This window comes from Enterobacter cloacae complex sp. CARB60 (assembly GCF_036487345.1).
In the GTDB taxonomy this organism is placed as follows: Bacteria; Pseudomonadota; Gammaproteobacteria; order Enterobacterales; family Enterobacteriaceae; genus Enterobacter; species Enterobacter asburiae_D.
This window is the reverse complement of record NZ_JAZKLC010000002.1, coordinates 529,557-547,296: the sequence shown is the minus strand read 5'-3', so window position 1 is coordinate 547,296 and position 17,740 is coordinate 529,557. Positions and strand designations below refer to the sequence as shown.

The following is a 17,740-nucleotide window of genomic DNA, read 5'->3' as shown; positions in this document are numbered from 1 at the left end:
ATTAAGTGTGGATACCGTCTTATGGAGCAAAACCCGCAGTCACAGCTGAAACTTCTTGTCCAACGTGGTAAGGAGCAAGGCTATCTGACCTATGCCGAGGTCAATGACCATCTGCCGGAAGATATCGTCGATTCAGATCAAATCGAAGATATCATCCAAATGATCAATGACATGGGCATTCAGGTGATGGAAGAAGCACCGGATGCCGATGATCTGTTGCTGGCTGAAACCTCCAACAACACTGACGAAGATGCGGAAGAAGCTGCTGCACAGGTACTGTCCAGCGTGGAATCTGAAATCGGGCGTACCACTGACCCGGTCCGCATGTACATGCGCGAAATGGGTACCGTTGAACTGTTGACCCGCGAAGGCGAAATTGACATCGCAAAACGCATCGAAGACGGGATCAACCAGGTTCAGTGCTCTGTTGCCGAGTACCCGGAAGCGATCACCTATCTGCTGGAGCAGTACGATCGCGTTGAAGCGGAAGAAGCGCGCCTGTCTGACCTGATCACCGGTTTTGTCGACCCGAACGCTGAAGAAGATATGGCGCCTACCGCCACTCACGTCGGTTCTGAACTGTCTCAGGAAGAGATGGATGATGACGAAGACGAAGATGAGGAAGAGAGCGACGACGACACCGCGGACGATGACAACAGCATCGACCCGGAGCTGGCGCGTGAGAAGTTTGCCGAGCTGCGTACCCAGTACGAAGTGACGCGTGACACCATCAAAGCGAAAGGCCGCAGCCATGCCGCCGCTCAGGAAGAGATCCTGAAACTGTCTGAAGTATTCAAACAGTTCCGCCTGGTGCCAAAACAGTTCGACTACCTGGTAAACAGCATGCGCGTGATGATGGATCGCGTACGCACCCAGGAACGCATCATCATGAAGCTGTGCGTTGAGCAGTGCAAAATGCCGAAGAAGAACTTCATCACCCTCTTCACCGGCAACGAAACCAGCGAAACCTGGTTCAACGCCGCTATCGCGATGAACAAGCCGTGGTCTGAAAAACTGCACGACGTGAAGGACGATGTCTATCGTGGTCTGCAGAAGCTGCAGCAGATCGAAGAAGAGACCGGACTGACCATCGAGCAGGTTAAAGACATCAACCGTCGTATGTCCATCGGTGAAGCGAAAGCCCGCCGTGCGAAGAAAGAGATGGTTGAAGCGAACTTGCGTCTGGTTATCTCTATCGCCAAGAAATACACCAACCGTGGTCTGCAGTTCCTGGATCTGATTCAGGAAGGCAACATCGGTCTGATGAAGGCGGTAGATAAGTTTGAATACCGTCGTGGTTACAAGTTCTCCACCTACGCAACCTGGTGGATCCGTCAGGCTATCACCCGCTCTATCGCGGATCAGGCGCGCACCATCCGTATTCCGGTGCATATGATTGAGACCATCAACAAGCTCAACCGTATTTCCCGCCAGATGCTGCAGGAGATGGGCCGCGAGCCGACGCCGGAAGAGCTGGCCGAGCGCATGCTGATGCCGGAAGACAAGATCCGTAAAGTGCTGAAGATCGCCAAAGAGCCAATCTCCATGGAAACACCAATCGGTGATGATGAAGATTCGCATCTGGGTGATTTCATCGAGGATACCACCCTCGAGCTGCCGCTGGACTCTGCGACCACCGAGAGCCTGCGTGCTGCGACGCACGACGTTCTGGCTGGCCTGACCGCCCGTGAAGCGAAAGTCCTGCGTATGCGTTTCGGTATTGATATGAACACCGACCACACGCTGGAAGAAGTGGGTAAACAGTTCGACGTTACCCGCGAACGTATCCGTCAGATCGAAGCGAAGGCGCTGCGTAAGCTGCGTCATCCAAGCCGCTCTGAAGTGCTGCGTAGCTTCCTGGACGACTAATCGGTCCTGACAGTGAAAAAGCTCCCAATCGGGAGCTTTTTTTTTGTTTATTCCCTCTCCCTGTGGGAGAGGGATCCCCAGTAATTTATAAGCAGAAGCAATAACCTTGTTTCAGAACGAGTGAAGACTTTCAGCGATGCCCTGGTCCGGCTGTAAATCGCTGAGGCGTTTCCTGCAGGCCGGGGCGAGGCGCATGGATGCGCCGAGAGGGCGGGCTTTACAGGGACGTTACCTCCGCCCGTCCCCGATAAGCCGGAAGGAATAAGCTGAGGGCACCGCGAAGCGGCGATTTACCGCCGGGAGCCCGGGTCGCCAGGGTGGTGGCGATTGAGCCACCCTTGCACGTTCACAGGCCATGTCGTTAAAGAGTAGCAAAGAACATAAAGTGAACGGAATGACCACCACGGCCGTATATTCCCCTCACCCTAACCCTCTCCCCAGAGGGGCGAGGGGACTGTTCCGTGCTGCCATAACGTTGTGGGGATCCCTCAGTCATGTGGTGAGAGGGTGAGGGCATCAGGCCGCAGAGGATTATAGCCCACGCACCATCAGCGCCTCATCCAGCTCCCGGTACGCCTCCACGAGCTTATCCAGAGTCGCCCTGTTGAGCCCGCTCGGGTTCGGCAGCACCCATACCTGCGTAACGCCAATCATGATGCTCTGCTTGCCCCACTGCGTTCCGCGCTGGCTAAACGCCTGCTCGTAGGCCTGCTTGCCGAGGATCGCCAGCGCGGCGGGCTGATAATCCTCTATCTTCTTGATCAGCTCCCGCCCGCCGCTGCGCAGTTCATGCAGGTTGACCTCGCTTGCCTGCACCGTAGGCCGCTCGACCAGCATGGTGATCCCGCAGCGCGTGTCCAGCAGATGCTGCTCCTCTTCGGGCTTGAGTAGCCTGTCGGTAAACCCGGCCTGGTAGATCACCTTCCAGAAGCGATTCCCCGGATGGGCGAAGTGAAAACCGGTGTGCGCCGAGGACTTACCCGGGTTGATTCCGCAGAACACCACCCGCAGGCCTGGGGCCAGAATATCGTTGATCATCTTTACTCCCGCTCGATACATCGTCAGGGAAGTATAAAGGATTGATTATGCGTTGTTTATAAAAACAGCAGGCAGGTGTGAATGGCTGGATTGCTGCGGGGAGTTACTTTATAATTCACCGCCACGGCCCCTTAGCTCAGTGGTTAGAGCAGGCGACTCATAATCGCTTGGTCGCTGGTTCAAGTCCAGCAGGGGCCACCAGACACCGCAAGGGCTGGCGGGGAGTCACCCACCAGCCTGATTTTTCCGGGGATATGCCGGGGATATTCCAAAAAATTAACCATAGTGATTCATGGTTAATTTATGACAGTTCATACACTACTGGAATTAACCAGCTTCATGCAGTAACCACTACTGCAAGGGGTATGAATGAAACGGATCTTCATCACTGCTTCGGTTCTGTTTGCCCCTCTCAATAATGCTCATGCTGGCTGTTACTATGTCTGTAGAAACCTAACGAATGAAAAAGCGCTGCTGATTTTCGGCCTTCTACTTTTGCTTTTCGCTGGGCTGGGAGTTTGGGGCAGCATTGATAGCCTCAAAAAAAATAAACTGCCCTCCTTACTTTTCTGTGTTTTGCTGGCCGTAGTGAATTTTTCTGGACTGATCGCCATGTACTTCATCGGCGGTTATGGTTTTCTTGGCGCGGTCGTCGGCACAGGCTTACTGATGTTCCTCAGTCCGAAAGGTGTTTAAAACACAATCCCACCAGCACGTCAGATTCCTGCGTTGTTCGTTACCCTAATTTTTTATTTTCGCGGGTGTAAAAATTCGATGAAGCGGGCCGTTCCGCAAAATGAAAGGCTCAGGGATTGATCCTCCCCCTCCTATCCATGGGTATGCAGCAAGATAAACCGATACAGAAAAGCTAAATATACACCTGTATATTTTGGTTATCTGTTACGAGTCTAATGCTGGTGGTAGCCCAGTAGCGAGGTTTCAGATAGTCAGTATGGGAACGTGTCAGGAATGGTTATAAAGCGTAAATGCCCTGTCTAGCCACAGAACGTAAAACGTAGCATCGCGCTTGTAACCTACCATGGATGCCTTGCTACAGAAGCGGAATGCAATAAGCTCCACGTCTTCGGTAACATGCGCGGGGATGGCCGCCTTGATTGAGTTATGGGAGATTTTTTCGTATCCGAGTTTATGCCGGTGCTGCTGGCGGATATCCGCCCATGAAAGTTGACTCAACCGGAAAAGCTTATCAGTTAATGCTGCCTTTTCTTTTTGCTCGCAGCAATCAACGCAAAAACCCTTTTGAAGGTATGCTCCAAAAACCTTATCATTTCTTAACAGCTAACAGGGTAAGGCATATCCGCGAATTATCCGTCCTTCCCCTGCCAAAATACCCGCCAGACATACCGCCGACATGTGTTTTGAGACGATCGAAGCATCATGATGATTCCCGAAATCATTAAACCAAAAGTTGCGAATTCGCAATTTTGACGGATCCGCGTACCGGTTTCGTTTTTTAACGGAAATTCTCAACGAATTCGCTGTTTACGGTTCACGGCATTCCGCTCCACAGCCAGCCCGTGGGGGAGTTTGCGGTGAATCGTCAAATTGCGAATTCGCTGATCGTATATGGAGGATTCTGGCTGTAATTTTTGCAGGGAAGTTCTTCCCTAGCAACATCAACCGGATCTCACCCACGCCCCAGCCATTGACCTGCAGGGCAATACCCAATTTGTGCCCGGCGGGCAATCACAATGTACTTTTGATCCATGAACCGCTACGGGTACGCCGTGAAAACTTACACGCGGCTCATCGGGTCATTGACCCGACTGCAAGGGATTTTTAAATAAATATTTATCTATCGACTAAATTTCCCCTTGTCCCAGCCCTCGCCACGGGCCGTTAAGTCGATTGACGGCACGGCCGCTATTCCCTCAGCATCATAAAAAAATGCGGATGTTGTAAAGCTGTACACGGTGCCATAAACAGTAAATGAGATATTGTTGCCTATGCCGTCAACTTTCGCGCGGGCGGTGTTCGCTGTAAGCGTGGGCGCGATATGTTGTTTTTCGAGAGCCACCAGCGGATCGCCGTCAATCTTGCTCGCTAAAAAATAGCGATACACTTCTCCCGTAGTCATGTTAGAGCCGTCATACACAGTAATGTATAACCAGGTCCGGGGCGTGAGCTGGCGAACCTCATAAAGTTTGTCACTCACCGTTAAGCGCTGGATATGCTGAAAATAACAGTACCCCGCAATCACGATAGCCATAGCGAATGTAGCCACCCAATGCAACGCCTTAAACGCCTTAATAGTGGTGCTGCTTAACATAGTCTATGCCTTGCTTTATCCAAAATTGGTCCATCGGATCATCACCAAACGGCGGGGCCCCCGTGAAATTCCCCCACTCTGGTCTTGATGTGCCGGCTTTCCACTGCGCCGCGCCGGCGGCAATAAGCAAAATCTTTGCAGGTATGCACGCTGCATAACCCACCGCGCCGTAATGAAAATTCCCGAAGTCAGCGTAAGCCCGTTTTTGTTGTTTGTAATCCCACACCCCGCCGTTTCTTACTCGCTCATAAAACCACGTATACGTAAGCGGGATAGCCATATCCTGGACTCCGTGACGCGCCCGCGCGAGCCTAATGTGTTCGCGCAAAATTTCCAGCCCACGGGGCGGGTAAATCGGTATACATGCCATCGTTATTCCCTTTTGCCTGGCAAAACTAGCAACATAAGAGCAACGGCGCTGCGCGGTACTGTTTGAGATCAATCAATCATTTTTATTATTAATATCAATATCTAACACGTTTTAATCACTCATACCGATAACACAATTTGTATCACCAGCGATCCGGTTTTAGCCGTTAATGAGGGTTTACCCTCATAAAATGGAGTTTTAAAAATGGCTATTCCAGCTTACATGTGGCTTAAAGACGATGGCGGCAACCTGATCAGGGGGTCTGTAGATGTTCAGGATCGTGAAAGTAGCGTAGAAATTCTCTCTTTTAGTCACGGCTTGCTTGTTCCAACCGATAGCAACACGGGCAAAATCACGGGTACACGCTTACATGCGCCGCTTATGATCGAGAAAGAATTTGATAGCTCCAGCCCGTATCTCTATAAAGCGGTAGCAACCGGCCAGACGCTTAAAAGCGTTGAAATTAAGTGGTACAGAATCAACGACGCGGGGCAAGAGGTCGAGTATTTCAACATGCTGCTTGAGAATGTGCGGGTAGTCAGCATTAACCCAGTTATGCATAACTGCAAAGAGCCAGGTTTACAGATGCATAATCATAATGAGGGCGTACAGCTGCGCTATGAGCGGATCACCTGGAAGTATTGCGATGGGAACGTCCAATATTCAGACGCGTGGAACGAGCGTGTAACAGCGTAAAAAAAGGGGGGCGGTTAATCCGCCCTATATTGTTTTTAGTGCCAATTCTTTCGCACCCTGGCTTAAGCACCTCCGCAAATTGATTTTTGTTAAACCCCCGCGCAATCTCTCCCTCGAACACTGCCGGGAACGCGTAAAAAATCATATGGTCACCGTCATGCTTTCCCCGCTCCCTGTACCGCGCTGGGGCTGGCGGTGGATGATTTTTCATTCAGCAAAAGCTCTTAGAAGCGGGTTCTTCGTCGGCTGGTATAAAGGCACATATGAAAATTACTCCATCTACCGATCCGAAACACCTATCTACTTCTACTGGTATAACACTGTATTTTCGCTGTTCGGCTCCTTTATGATTGGTTTAGCCCTCTACCTCTTGAATGGCGATTATCATTTTTTATAGGCATCATTGGCAGCAAAATGGCAGCAGACCTATTCACTATGCTTTCATATTTGAAATTATTCGATGCAACAACCCATTTAAAATATAACCTATTGTTTTATAATACTTTAAATTGGGATTTATGATTGCCAGGTCGCTGGTTCAAGTCCAGCAGGGGCCACCAAATTTTAGTTTTAGAATCATATGATTAAGCCACTCGATTGAGTGGCTTTTTTATTGGCTTTTTGAGCCGGTGACGCAGCCGCTAACTGTGGTTCAGCGAAGCCGTTCGGACACGCTCAGACGCAGCGGGAGTTGCAATCAGGCGCTCCACGGACTCCATCGTCACGAACGTACAGCTGCAGTCCACATTGGTGCACTGGTGATAGCGCTCTTTGGTATTTTCACTTAGATAGCGACTGGTACGCGCATGCGCAGAGTGCTTGCACTTAGGACAATGAAACATGTACCCCTCCACTTGATTCACATTTTGTGAATCAATAATACCCAAAACAAAACCAATAGCAACTACATTACTCACTATCAACTGAAAATTTTTCGTCGGTGACGTTCAGCTCAAGCTTAAGCTGCGTGGTAAACCCGCTCTCGTTGAGGATATGAACCACCTCGCTAATAATCCACGCCTGCTCGTCAATGACCCGTTTAAAACCGTTTACCAGCACCGGCGTTTCGGGGTACAGGTCGGCTCGTCCCAGCGCCAGCTGGATGGAAAATTTCACGGTTCCCCGCTGAAGCGCTCGCCACTTCGCCTCAGCGGCCCTGAGCGCCTGCTCTTCAGAAGCATAAACCGTAGTGAGCTCAAATACGTTTTCCGTCGATCCCACCAGCCTCTCTTGCGGTTTCTGCTCCTTGCCAGCTGCTCCTGCTACCGGTGCGGCGGCATCCGGGTGCTGCAGTGCTTCTGTCTGCTGCCCTCCGGACTGACGATTAATACTCAATTGAGGAGTTTGTTGTTTGGGGTCACGCGTTTGCAGCCATTTGGCCGTTACGCCGGAATAATTTTCACGGTCAGCTATGGAAAAAAGGTGCTTATCTCCATCCCCACGTTCAATCATCATTAAGGAAAGCGGAGTGCCGCTGGCCGTCACGGCCTGGCCCGCTTTCATAAAGATAATCTTCCCGGCTTTGATTGAAACAAATGCTCCATTACGTTCAGCAAGGCGGGAGAGGAACGCCGCGTCTGTCTCCTGAGACTGGTCAATATGAGAGATGGCGATGGATGCAAGCCCCGACGCGACGCTGGCGGTCAACTGGTTACGCTGAGCGATGGTATCGACTATCGCGCCAATCGTCGTGTCATGCCACGACTGTTCGCGCCGCACGTTTAGCTTTCCACGAAAATCTGCGCTGCATCCCCGAATGGTCAGCGTGTCCGGCGCGCCCCGGAATTCAATCTCATCGATCGTAAAGTCCCCTTTCCGCTGGAGCGGGGTTCCCTCCCATCCCAGCCATAAGGACAGCCTTGCCCCCCGGGCAGGCAAGTCCAGCAGCCCGTCGGAATCATCCAGTTGAATATCCAGCTGATCGGCTTCCAGCCCACGTTTGTCGGTCATGGTCAGGCTGATAAGACGATGGCTGAAATTTTGCGTGATATCACGATCGTCAAGCTTAAGCATAAAATCAGGGGCGATTTTCCCACCCGCCCGGATATTCATTTCGGTGATCATCCCACCAGCCCTCCAATGCTATTCCGCGCGCTTTCCACCAGCTCTGTTGCCTGCGTTCGCAGGTCGCCAAACGTCGTCATCAGCGATTCATCCACGCGTTTAAGCTCCAGAGTAAAATTAATTTTTCGGGCGGTACCGTCACTGTAAAAATCCGAATGCGTATGCGTGACTTTCTCAATGATAAACATGCCGTGAATGATGCCGGTACCGTCTATCAACGGCCATGCCCGCCCCTCATTCGCCATCAGCTCAACCGCCTTGAGAGAAAGCCGCCCTCCCGTGAGTTCCGGGTAAAGTAAGCCGGAGAGGCTAAAGGATGTCTCACCTTCGCCAAGGTACTGCCAGGCTTTGGGTTTCCCGATGCGAGCGCTGGATGCCCAGCGGTAGTCTTTTGTGAATATCATTGACTGATACGGTAAGGTTCGTCGTTCAAAGACAAACAGACCCAGCACCATTAACATTTTCTCTCTCCTCAACCATACGTAAAGCTGGATTGCTGCCGTCTCGCTTTATCCTGTTCAATGTTATCTATTACCTCCCGGATTTGACGCGTCAGATCCGTTCCGGAGGCCGTGCCCCCCTGCAGCGTGATGTTATATTCGCTTTTACTCTGATCGACGTAAGAGCGTCCTCCTGTAGCGATGGTCGGCTGATACCCCAGGCTGCCGCCAGAGATCCCCGCGCCCGGAATATAAGCGCTGCCCGCCGGTGAAGATGCTGCTTCTGCTTTTGCCGCAGCGGCATCGAGATCGCCCGACTCGTTTTTGATAAGACCGAGTTTCTCCAGCAGCCAGCTGGCCTTGCCGCTCAGGCTGTTAAAGAGATCAAGCGGGGCCATTAACGCATCGCCCAGCGCCTGACCAAAAATCACGCCAGCGTTTTTACAGCCATCCAGCGTTTCCTGCGTCGCCTTGATCGGCGTAATCAAGTCGGTGAACCATTGCCAGATACCGCCCAGCTTCTCCGAGATAGAGTCAAACACCGCCATCACCGGTGAGAACAGCGCACCCAGCGGTGCGAAAGCCGTCGAAAGTCCTTCCATCACCCCGCCAAAGAAGGCGCTGATGGGCTCCCAGTATTTAAAAATCAGTAAGGCACCGGCAGCAATCGCCGCGCCAAGGGCAATTACCGGCCAGCTAAGGGCACCTAGCACCGTCATGATGGCGCCGCCCACCACGCTGAATACCGTTCCCAACATCCCGGCCGCGGTAATAACCATATTGACGCCCGTCAGAACCGGGCCGATAACCGTGCCTACGCCGCCCAGTACGCCAGAAAACGCCTGCGCGCCGACAACGATGCTGGCGAGGGTCTGCGTCAGCTCAGGGTTGGCATTCACCCAAAGAGAGGCCGTGCCAAGCCAGCCGGTTGCGGTTGTTATCAGGTTGCGCAGAGCGCCATCCGCTTTATCAAATACATCAATCTTCAACCCGTTCCACGCGGCCTGGAATCGGTTGATATCGCCGTCAAGATTGTCGGTCTGCACGGACGCCGCAATCGCGGTACTGCCTTTTGCCCCCTGCAGCTGCTGGCGTTTTTCATCAAGCGATCCATCACCCGCAGCGGAAGCCAGCGCCCCTGCGGCTTTTATGGCATCCGGAGTCTGAACATGGCGCAACATCGCGCTGAGCGCGTCCCCGGCGGCAGCGCCTTTCATTCCTTTTTCCGCCAGAACGCCCAGCAGCGCGGTGGTCTCTTCAAGCCCCATACCGGATGCACCCGCAGCGGGCGCAGCAGAGGTGACGGCCGCCACCATCTCAGCGAGGCTGGTATTCGAAGAGGTAAAACCGCGCGTAAGCACATCTGCGATGCGTCCCGCGTCCGCATCGGCCAGGCTATACGCGGCCTGCGTACTGGCGATCATATCGGCCGCGTTAGCCGCGTCGACACTCCCCGCCAGGCTGAGGTTGACCGTTGGCGCGGTGGCCGCAAGCAGCCCATCGGCGTCATAGCCTGAACGAGTCAGTTCGGTTTGTGCCCGGAGGACCGTATCTGCAGGGACTCCGGTCCTGGCACTGACCTCCCGCGCCTGCTGGCGAATCGCCTCAAGCCGGGGATCTCCCTTCGCCAGACCAAGATTTACCTGAATGGCCGACATCTGCTTTTCAAAGCTGATGCCAGGCGCCATAAACCGGGACGTCTGGTCAAAGCCCGCTTTTGCCATGCCCACGCCCGCATTCGCAAGCTGACGCACCCGCGCGGTAACGCGTTTGCCTGACTCGTAGCGATTCTGAACGGTACTCAGCCGCTCCTGCTGCTGATTGACGCGGGCCAGCGCATCACGCTGTCGGTTAAGCTGCTGCGTTTTTTCGCTGATGTGGGTGCGCAAACGACGCTCATCCGACGAGAGCGTGCGCGTGTTAACTCCCGCCTGAGCGAGTTCAGTGCGCTGACGCTGTACCGAGTAGCGTAAGCTGTTGTACTCAAGCTTAAGGTCGGCCGCCGATTTTCGGGCTGCAGTCAGCGCATCAGCCTGTGCCTGGGTGGGGTTTTGCGTGTTTTTAAGCTGCACCGCCAGCGCCGCTGCCTGCTGTTTCGCCTGAGCAAGCGACTGCTCCGTCACGGTGAGCTGGGCGTTTGCTTTCCTGAAGCCGTTAATACGCCCCGCCTGCTCATCGAGTGCCCCCAGCGCCGTCTGCGCATCGCGGATATCGCTCGCGAGAGTGAGGCTGGCGTTCTGGAGAGCGTTAAGCGGTCGGGTTGCCCGGTCGACTGCCTTAAGCAGCTCCTCAAGTCTGACATTATTACTCATGGTGGTTTCCGCTTCGCTGCAGCGCTTTTTCGCGCCATAAGAGGAGTTCGGTCACGCTAAGGGAGTACAGTTCTGACGGCGGCCAGTGAAAGATCACCGCGATATCCGCCATCAGATCGTCGACCGACACATTTTCGGGAAATTTCAGCGAGCCGAAGCCGGTGACAAAAAACCGATCACCTTACCTGCAAAAGAGAGCAGATCGCAGGCATCCAGGCGCGCCACCTCATGTTCGGTCAGCGCCGGGGAGGTCATTCGCGGCAGCACCTTAATCAGCGCATCGACGTCAGATTGCGCCAGCGACGCCAGCGATACCCCACGCAGGGTCCCCGCATTGGGTTTAGAAACCGTTACCTTTTCAATTTTTTGCTCGCCGCGCTGAACGGGGCTATCAAGCGTGACGATATGTGGGTTTTCACTTTCGTTCATGGCGGTCTCGTTGATATTTTCCATTTCGTTACTCTTCAGAAAGTTAACTCACCGGCCGGTAATTCCGGCCGGTTAAAGGGTTACAGGCCGATGGCCTTACGGTGTTCTGCCAGGCGATCGACGCCATCGACTTTGAGCACCATGTTGATGATGTCGATTTCGATGATCTCTTTGCCATCAATGGTCAGCTGGTAGTAAGCGCATTCGGTGGACATCTTGGTGGTGCCGCTCTCGCCCTGCTTGTTTTCACCGCCATCAAACTCTTTATGACGGCCGCGCATGACGATTTCGACGGCGGAGATTTCACCGGTATCATCGCGCTGATAAGAGCCGGTAAAGCGCAGCGGCACGCTATCCGCGCCCGGAGAGGCGTACTGAGCCCACAGCGCGGCGTCCGGCAGACCGCCAACGGTCCACTCCAGCGCCAGGGCATCATCGTCCAGGCCGAGGTCGACAGAGACCGAGCCCGGCATACCGCCGCCGCGATACTTCTCCAGCTTGCGGGTAAGCTTCGGTAGGGTCACAGACTCAACAACGCCCATATAGCTCAGGCCATCGTTGAACATATTCAGATACTTAAGTTTGCGTGGTAACGCCATGCTTCAGCTCCTTAGCTGTTAACCGAATCTGACAGGTCTGCCAGATAGGTATCGGTGATGCGCTGGCGCAGGGTCAGATTTTCCAGCGGCGGGACAGGGGTGTAGTCGTAATCGATATACAGTTTCCCCGCTTTCAGGGTTGATGCATCGTTAGACTCTGGGTCATACCAGCAGGAGCCGTCGACGATATAGCCGTTGGTTTTCAGCTCGCGGAACTTGGCGTTAATACCGGAAACGATGTCGCGGATAAGCGTTGGCGTGATGGGTTTATCCATCGCCCACGCGTGCGCTTCCGCCATGGTATCGGCCAGCACCTGCGCGGTACGGGTGTAGTTTTCAAAGACGAATAACGGGTCGTCAGAACAGGTACGGTTACCCCAGAATTTGAAGCCGTCGTTGCGAATCAGCGTAGTAACGCCAGCCTGGTTGAGCAGGTTCGCATCGGTAGCCTGTTCCTGCAGATCCCAGGAGACTGAGGCGCTTACGCCGGTAACGCCGTTGACGCCAACGTTTGACAGGGTTTTATGCCAGCCGATTGTCTGGTCGATTTTGGCGCGCAGGCCAAGCGCGCGGGCGGTTGCCCAGGCCGTCGTCGTTGCGTTCGTGGTGGTATCCCATGCCAGAAAATCAGGATGGATAACCATCAGCTCGCGCTGGCTGAAGTTTTTGCGGTAGTCGATCGCCTCAGGAATGGTTTTACAGCCCCACGCGCTGACATAGCCGAACGCGCGCAGGCTCTGGCACATGGCGGCCAGTGCGGTCGCCACTTCCTGAGAGTCCAGCCCCGGCACCCCGAGAATACGCGGCTTAACGCCGGTTACCGTTTTCGCGGTCAGAAGCGCCTTCAGGCCGGTATATTTACCGTTTTCATCGGTGGTACCGATGATGTTGGAAACGGTCTGCTTGCGCGCCTCTTCCGGGGTTTCTGCGGTACCTTCGGCCACACGAACAACAACGATAACCGGTTTGCACTGGTCGGCGATCGCCTGCAGAGAAGCGGACAGCGTCCCCGCCTTGCCGGCTTTCGCAATCGCGTTTTGCACGTTGGTAATGAGCACAGGCTCGTTTAAAGGAAATGTCTTGTCGTCAGCATCGCTGGCCGTACAGACCATGCCGATGATTGCCGTCGAGACGGTGGAAATGGTGCGGGTGCCATCGTTGATTTCGATAACTTCCACGCCGTGGTGATAGTCGCCCATCCGGTTAACTCCTTCGTTTAGTGGTGAGACTAGTTTCTCTTGGGCGGGGGAGTTATGAAACGTAATGCCGTTGGAGGTAAGACAGCACAACGCACAGTGAGTGGTTGACCCACGCGGGAAAGGTGACCGATCGTTTTGAGCGATCAATCATGAGTCATTGATCGTCGATAACCATGATTAATGATTGAATATTATCGATATCGTTGCGCCATCAACGAGGTGATGACGATTTTACTCTGGTTAACAGGCTTTCTGACTGCATGATGGATTTTGGGTTATTGCTGGTTGAAATTTTTTGTCGGTGATGGAACAGAAAGAAGAATATGAGGGACGCCCCTACAAATAAGAAATAGCCCGCGTAATGCGGGCCTTTTCTTTATAAAAAAAGACAGTTTAAACAGATATCCACTCGGGAGCTTTAGGCCAGTCAGGCGTAATGAGGTCAACCCCCGTCAGTTCAACAACGTATTTTTTCAGTTCTTCCAGTTGTATTCTTTCTTCCTCGGTGGCAATCCCCAAATCAACTGCAGACTGCAGCGGAAAAGCGCTAACCGCCGCCTCTCGTTGCCTGCTCAATAGCTCTCTGCGATTAGCTGCGAGGGTTTCTTCTGGTGTCCTGACCGGTGCGGTTACAGTGACCCACTCCATCTGTTTGCTCTCGACGTTGTAACCGGGGGCGCAGTTAACGGGGGCAGCGCCGACAAATTTTTCATGTTCTGAATCACTGACCCGAACAAGGTCATCCGGCAGAGCGTTAACAGACTTGTAATAGCGCAGACTTTTTATCGGATAAAAGCCGCGCGTTTTATTGCTGAATAACTGACTATGCATAACTAGTATCCTGTTACCACAAAAGAGAATGTGCCATCCGTATTGCGTGTGTGCAAGTTGAAAGCGTTTGCGCTTACAGCAGAAGCTGACCACCATGAATCCGAATCATTACCACCATTTCCGCTGTATGAACCTGAAATCGCAAGAATCCCGTTCGGGAATGATGCTGGTAAATATACGGTGACGTCCGGGTTTGTTCGTGAACTGGAATACACACCACCAATACACTGCATGAAAATCTGTCCATTACCGTGACGGTAATAGGCGGAATAATTCCCGGTATTTGTTGACCCCGACTGATTTGGGGGCGGGTTATTTGATGAGTAAACTCTTACCTGTCCACCGGATTCAAAAACCCCCTGACCAGCAACTATATTCCCACCAGAATTAAGCTGACCTGATGCATATATATTTGCGGCAGAAGTAATATCTCCAGCAGCATCGACTCGACCCCCACTATAAACTTGCGATGGCACGTCTAATCTACCATTTGCATTAAATGCCAATATGGCACCGCTACCGTTATCTCCAATAACCTGAATTACTGCGGAACCAAAGTCGCCTAATCCTGAGCGTAAAATCCCGAAACTTACAGCTGAGCCGTAGCCATGATAATCTGTTTGTGACAGCCCTTTAATTATGGGGAGGTATATAGACTGCCCCTTTGGCGTGGCATATCGTAACGGAATAATAAAAGGTGCTGTGTTTGAATACTGGTTAACAAAGCCCCCAGCCCCATACCAGCCGTAAGACCCGGATGGTTCTACCTTATAGAAACCTTCACTGCCTACCGGTCCGGGCACTTCCAGAGTACCATTTGAAGTAATATTAATCGCAGGACCTTCCCCCGCCCGCAGGTGCAGCACTTTATCGTCTGAGGCATACACCAGCCCCATTTCTTTTCCATTTGGGTCATAAAACCATAGGTGTTTATTACCTGCACCTCGGATGGAAATTGTGTTTTGGCTTAACTGAACTCCTCCATTAAGCGCTCTAATATCACCTGGAATAGTAATATTATGGGTACCCTCATCAAATTTTAGATTCTGAAAATACCGCCAGCTAATAGTAGCCCCATCATCCTCACGGATAGCATAAATCGCAGTTGGGTTCGAATAGCTTACAAACTGAATTAATGGTCTGCTTACCCTTCCACCCTGTGCAGGACCAGTAGCGTTGATAACAGTAATGAAATAAAAATCCTGATTCAGAAACGGCGGATTACTGAATGAATAGCGTGCATCAATAAATAATGATTCACCTACAACGAATTCATACGTAGCAAAATCAATTGGACCATGATACGTTTCTGATGTGAAAATTCCTTTATATCCAACAGGAATTAGTTCAGCCGTGAATTTGCCCGCCACATTCCTGAAAGCAGCATCGCCGAGACTGTTTTTCAGCATTGCGACATTATCGCTGACGGTCTTCACGGCCTTTGGAGTGGCCGCAAACGCCTCAGACGTGCTGTCAATGGCGGTACTGAGCTGAACAATCCCTTTCTGTCCTGTGGTCGCATCCTGAGCCGTATACTTCCCGCTGGCGAGGTCGTAGGCAGCCTTAACCGCTTTCGGCGTCGCAGCCAGCACTTCTGAGGAGCTGTCAGTCGCACTACTAAGCTGGGTAAACCCTTTAGCCGTTAGCGTTGCATCAGGATGGCGGCGAGACTGTTCATGATCTTCGAACTTCTCATCTACGTACTCCTGGGTCGCCATTACCGTAGACGTATCTATAGAGAGCTCGACAGAGGCAATATCACTGACCATGATCACCATCCTCACGGTCTGCGCACGGCCGGACCCTTCCTCCAACAACGGCTTATAGCTTTCCGCCATGTTGCCGACGGCAATCAGTGTCCCCGTGTCATCATAGAGCCCCATCTCCCGCATCCAAAAACCACCGCTTTCTGGAGGAATGAGAAGTTCGGCAATCACATAGTTACGTTTTTTATTGTCCTGGCTGATTTTATTCAGCGCGTGGCGCCAGACTTCATTAACCAGCTTCGTCTGCCCGGCATCAGGCACCGGCAACGAACCTCCACCGTCACCCACGGCCATCGCCGTAAAATTGACTTTCTTGCCGTTCGGGACGGTCGCTGCAGCCAGTTTTTCGGCACCGGCTTTGGTGATTACCGTTTTATATTTCACTGTCATTGTGTTCTCACTTATCCGGGATAAACCGTGATGATGTCGCCGTCATAGCTCAGGGCCCCGGTATAGAGATAACCCGGAATGTCCTGGATGATATTCAGGCCAATAAGGTGGCGGCTGGCAGGCTTTGCATCGGCAATAAGCCTCTCCATTTCGTAATACATTTCCTCGGTGATTCCCGTGTCCAACACGCCGATATCAAGGCGGAAGGTGCCGGGCGGATCGTTGGTTTGCCACCACTCGGTGACGTTAATCAGATAGCCAAGCGGCTCCACCACGCGGCGCACGGCGCCAATCGTTCCCTTGTGGGCATGAATAAACCACGCCGCGCGGATGACATCCCGCTTGGTGGCCTCCGGCCAGTTCTCATCCCAGCGGTCAACCGAAAACGCCCATGCCAGCCAGGGCAGCAGATTCGCCGGGCAGGTGTCCGCACTCCAGAGATGGCGCAGCGGAACGGGCGTGTTTTCGATGTCCGCGCAGGCGCGTGCCGCCGCCACCTCAAGCGGCGACGAGCCAACCGGTAGAAGACGCGTATTACTCATCGTTTCCCCCCACGGTTACGCTGTAGTGGCTGCACCATGAGGCCTGAGTTTCATCAAGCACGATGTCAGCCGCGGGTACGGTCAGCTCCACCCGCTGCACCCCTTCAACGTGAAGTGCAGCGTAAATGGCGGACTTGCGGATATCGCGTCCCAGCCGATGCTGGGCCGTGATATAGGCCTGTAACCGGGCTCTTGCCGCGTTGAGTACCGGCTCACTTTCGGGACCGGGAAAAAGGAAAAGCGATGCTTCAATGCTGTAGTCAACTATTTTGGCCGACTGGACGGTGACGCGGTCGGCGACAGGCCTGACGTCCTCATCGTTCAGCGCATTGCGAACAACGGTGAGCAGTTCCTCAGACGCCACGCCGTTATTCTCCCGGGAAAGCACGGAGACCGTGACGTTTGCCGGCTGTGGGCTAATTACGGAAATGTCCGCGACCCGGCCATCTGCACTCCGACCATGGAACTGATACGCACCCGTCGAACCGGCTACGCTCAGCCCTTCCGGCGCCTGCTGGATCCGCAGACGAAAATCGGTATCGGACTCCATCACAGCAGGAGTGGGCGGGAACGTGGTGTCATCGGCAGGGATAATGACCAGACGCTGAAGGTTAGCGTTTGCCCCAATCTGGTCCAGATCGCGGCCCGCGGCATAGGCCAACATAACCGCACGCGCAGCCTCATTAACCCGCTGGCGCCAGATAACTTCCCGGTAGGCGTTCTCCTGCAGCAGCTTCACAATCGGCTCGGATTCCAGGGTCAGCGTGCGTGCAATCGCCTCTCGCTCCTCTTCCGGGTAGAGGGAGACAAAGGTGGCCTTTCGTTCTGCCAACAGCGTTTCATAATCCACCTCCTCCACGACATCAGGCGCGGCGAGCTGGCTCAGATCAACAATAGCCATAGCG

The 17,740-nt window shown here is 53.2% G+C and carries 18 protein-coding genes and 1 tRNA gene; 4 read left to right on the top strand and 15 right to left on the bottom strand.

The annotated features are described in order from the left end of the window. The first annotated feature begins 21 nt into the window (after positions 1–21). Positions 22–1,869 carry an RNA polymerase sigma factor RpoD gene (gene rpoD / locus V4835_RS03700; RefSeq protein WP_023333459.1) on the top strand — a complete coding sequence of 616 codons (1,848 nt, stop codon included), beginning with the start codon at positions 22–24 and terminating at the stop codon, positions 1,867–1,869. Positions 1,870–2,400: 531 nt separating this feature from the next. On the opposite strand, the gene mug is transcribed toward rpoD, so the two are convergent. After that, entirely contained in the window at positions 2,401–2,907 is a 507-nt protein-coding gene (gene mug / locus V4835_RS03695; RefSeq protein WP_029741755.1) for a G/U mismatch-specific DNA glycosylase, read from the bottom strand. Between the two features lie 125 nt (positions 2,908–3,032). Between mug and V4835_RS03690 the strand changes: the two genes are divergently transcribed. Together V4835_RS03690 and V4835_RS03685 are read left to right on the top strand one after the other, a co-directional pair. Further along, positions 3,033–3,108 (top strand) — tRNA-Ile (locus V4835_RS03690). Between the two features lie 168 nt (positions 3,109–3,276). Then, positions 3,277–3,603 (top strand): hypothetical protein, encoded by a 327-nt coding sequence (locus tag V4835_RS03685; RefSeq protein ID WP_331411216.1) that lies wholly within the window; start codon positions 3,277–3,279, stop codon positions 3,601–3,603. Between the two features lie 1,120 nt (positions 3,604–4,723). On the opposite strand, the gene V4835_RS03680 is transcribed toward V4835_RS03685, so the two are convergent. Both V4835_RS03680 and V4835_RS03675 read right to left on the bottom strand, forming a co-directional pair. Continuing rightward, complete coding sequence (locus tag V4835_RS03680; RefSeq protein WP_331411215.1) at positions 4,724–5,197, bottom strand: hypothetical protein; 474 nt, start codon at positions 5,195–5,197, stop codon at positions 4,724–4,726. Then, positions 5,175–5,477, bottom strand: a complete 303-nt coding sequence (locus V4835_RS03675; protein ID WP_331411214.1) for a polymorphic toxin type 44 domain-containing protein — start codon at positions 5,475–5,477, stop codon at positions 5,175–5,177. Before V4835_RS03675 ends, V4835_RS03680 begins: the two co-directional genes overlap by 23 nt. A gap of 294 nt (positions 5,478–5,771) precedes the next feature. Between V4835_RS03675 and V4835_RS03670 the strand changes: the two genes are divergently transcribed. Beyond that, the gene (locus V4835_RS03670) at positions 5,772–6,263 is read left to right on the top strand and encodes an Hcp family type VI secretion system effector (RefSeq protein WP_024906453.1); all 492 of its coding nucleotides are present in this window, start codon (positions 5,772–5,774) and stop codon (positions 6,261–6,263) included. Between the two features lie 641 nt (positions 6,264–6,904). Here V4835_RS03670 and V4835_RS03665 read toward each other — a convergent pair. The 12 genes from V4835_RS03665 to V4835_RS03610 form a co-directional block, all read right to left on the bottom strand. Continuing rightward, positions 6,905–7,105 (bottom strand): ogr/Delta-like zinc finger family protein, encoded by a 201-nt coding sequence (locus V4835_RS03665; RefSeq protein WP_331411213.1) that lies wholly within the window; start codon positions 7,103–7,105, stop codon positions 6,905–6,907. A 67-nt stretch (positions 7,106–7,172) separates the two neighbouring features. After that, positions 7,173–8,327: a phage late control D family protein gene (locus V4835_RS03660; RefSeq protein WP_331411212.1), complete on the bottom strand. Its 1,155-nt coding sequence runs from the start codon at positions 8,325–8,327 to the stop codon at positions 7,173–7,175. Continuing rightward, a complete protein-coding gene (locus V4835_RS03655) occupies positions 8,324–8,788 on the bottom strand; it encodes a phage tail protein (RefSeq protein ID WP_331411211.1) in 465 nt (154 codons plus the stop codon). The genes V4835_RS03660 and V4835_RS03655 overlap by 4 nt, the downstream gene beginning before the upstream one ends. 11 nt (positions 8,789–8,799) lie before the next feature. After that, positions 8,800–11,079, bottom strand: coding sequence for a phage tail tape measure protein (locus V4835_RS03650; RefSeq protein WP_331411210.1), 2,280 nt, complete (start codon positions 11,077–11,079; stop codon positions 8,800–8,802). Next, complete coding sequence (locus V4835_RS03645; RefSeq protein ID WP_023616176.1) at positions 11,072–11,191, bottom strand: GpE family phage tail protein; 120 nt, start codon at positions 11,189–11,191, stop codon at positions 11,072–11,074. Before V4835_RS03645 ends, V4835_RS03650 begins: the two co-directional genes overlap by 8 nt. 32 nt (positions 11,192–11,223) lie before the next feature. Beyond that, complete coding sequence (locus V4835_RS03640) at positions 11,224–11,532, bottom strand: phage tail assembly protein (RefSeq protein WP_029741760.1); 309 nt, start codon at positions 11,530–11,532, stop codon at positions 11,224–11,226. Between the two features lie 56 nt (positions 11,533–11,588). Continuing rightward, entirely contained in the window at positions 11,589–12,107 is a 519-nt protein-coding gene (locus tag V4835_RS03635) for a phage major tail tube protein (protein WP_023309235.1), read from the bottom strand. Positions 12,108–12,118: 11 nt separating this feature from the next. Next, complete coding sequence (locus V4835_RS03630) at positions 12,119–13,306, bottom strand: phage tail sheath protein (protein ID WP_331411209.1); 1,188 nt, start codon at positions 13,304–13,306, stop codon at positions 12,119–12,121. Positions 13,307–13,699: 393 nt separating this feature from the next. Then, complete coding sequence (locus tag V4835_RS03625; RefSeq protein WP_331411208.1) at positions 13,700–14,137, bottom strand: tail fiber assembly protein; 438 nt, start codon at positions 14,135–14,137, stop codon at positions 13,700–13,702. Between the two features lie 2 nt (positions 14,138–14,139). After that, complete coding sequence (locus tag V4835_RS03620; protein ID WP_331411207.1) at positions 14,140–16,293, bottom strand: phage tail protein; 2,154 nt, start codon at positions 16,291–16,293, stop codon at positions 14,140–14,142. A gap of 11 nt (positions 16,294–16,304) precedes the next feature. Continuing rightward, entirely contained in the window at positions 16,305–16,835 is a 531-nt protein-coding gene (locus tag V4835_RS03615; protein ID WP_063144858.1) for a phage tail protein I, read from the bottom strand. Beyond that, entirely contained in the window at positions 16,828–17,736 is a 909-nt protein-coding gene (locus tag V4835_RS03610) for a baseplate assembly protein (protein WP_331411206.1), read from the bottom strand. The genes V4835_RS03615 and V4835_RS03610 overlap by 8 nt, the downstream gene beginning before the upstream one ends. Positions 17,737–17,740: the final 4 nt, after the last annotated feature.

What these genes read in the sequence shown, in the direction of transcription:
- V4835_RS03620 (WP_331411207.1), bottom strand. Translation starts at nt 16,293, where the DNA reads ATGACAGTGAAATATAAAACGGTAATCACCAAAGCCGGTGCCGAAAAA.
- V4835_RS03665 (WP_331411213.1), bottom strand. Translation starts at nt 7,105, where the DNA reads ATGTTTCATTGTCCTAAGTGCAAGCACTCTGCGCATGCGCGTACCAGT.
- V4835_RS03655 (WP_331411211.1), bottom strand. Translation starts at nt 8,788, where the DNA reads ATGTTAATGGTGCTGGGTCTGTTTGTCTTTGAACGACGAACCTTACCG.
- V4835_RS03635 (WP_023309235.1), bottom strand. Translation starts at nt 12,107, where the DNA reads ATGGCGTTACCACGCAAACTTAAGTATCTGAATATGTTCAACGATGGC.
- V4835_RS03675 (WP_331411214.1), bottom strand. Translation starts at nt 5,477, where the DNA reads ATGGCTATCCCGCTTACGTATACGTGGTTTTATGAGCGAGTAAGAAAC.
- V4835_RS03630 (WP_331411209.1), bottom strand. Translation starts at nt 13,306, where the DNA reads ATGGGCGACTATCACCACGGCGTGGAAGTTATCGAAATCAACGATGGC.
- V4835_RS03670 (WP_024906453.1), top strand. Translation starts at nt 5,772, where the DNA reads ATGGCTATTCCAGCTTACATGTGGCTTAAAGACGATGGCGGCAACCTG.
- V4835_RS03685 (WP_331411216.1), top strand. Translation starts at nt 3,277, where the DNA reads ATGAAACGGATCTTCATCACTGCTTCGGTTCTGTTTGCCCCTCTCAAT.
- V4835_RS03625 (WP_331411208.1), bottom strand. Translation starts at nt 14,137, where the DNA reads ATGCATAGTCAGTTATTCAGCAATAAAACGCGCGGCTTTTATCCGATA.
- V4835_RS03660 (WP_331411212.1), bottom strand. Translation starts at nt 8,327, where the DNA reads ATGATCACCGAAATGAATATCCGGGCGGGTGGGAAAATCGCCCCTGAT.
- V4835_RS03650 (WP_331411210.1), bottom strand. Translation starts at nt 11,079, where the DNA reads ATGAGTAATAATGTCAGACTTGAGGAGCTGCTTAAGGCAGTCGACCGG.
- V4835_RS03640 (WP_029741760.1), bottom strand. Translation starts at nt 11,532, where the DNA reads ATGGAAAATATCAACGAGACCGCCATGAACGAAAGTGAAAACCCACAT.
- V4835_RS03615 (WP_063144858.1), bottom strand. Translation starts at nt 16,835, where the DNA reads ATGAGTAATACGCGTCTTCTACCGGTTGGCTCGTCGCCGCTTGAGGTG.
- V4835_RS03680 (WP_331411215.1), bottom strand. Translation starts at nt 5,197, where the DNA reads ATGTTAAGCAGCACCACTATTAAGGCGTTTAAGGCGTTGCATTGGGTG.
- V4835_RS03610 (WP_331411206.1), bottom strand. Translation starts at nt 17,736, where the DNA reads ATGGCTATTGTTGATCTGAGCCAGCTCGCCGCGCCTGATGTCGTGGAG.
- V4835_RS03645 (WP_023616176.1), bottom strand. Translation starts at nt 11,191, where the DNA reads ATGGCGGATATCGCGGTGATCTTTCACTGGCCGCCGTCAGAACTGTAC.
- rpoD (WP_023333459.1), top strand. Translation starts at nt 22, where the DNA reads ATGGAGCAAAACCCGCAGTCACAGCTGAAACTTCTTGTCCAACGTGGT.
- mug (WP_029741755.1), bottom strand. Translation starts at nt 2,907, where the DNA reads ATGATCAACGATATTCTGGCCCCAGGCCTGCGGGTGGTGTTCTGCGGA.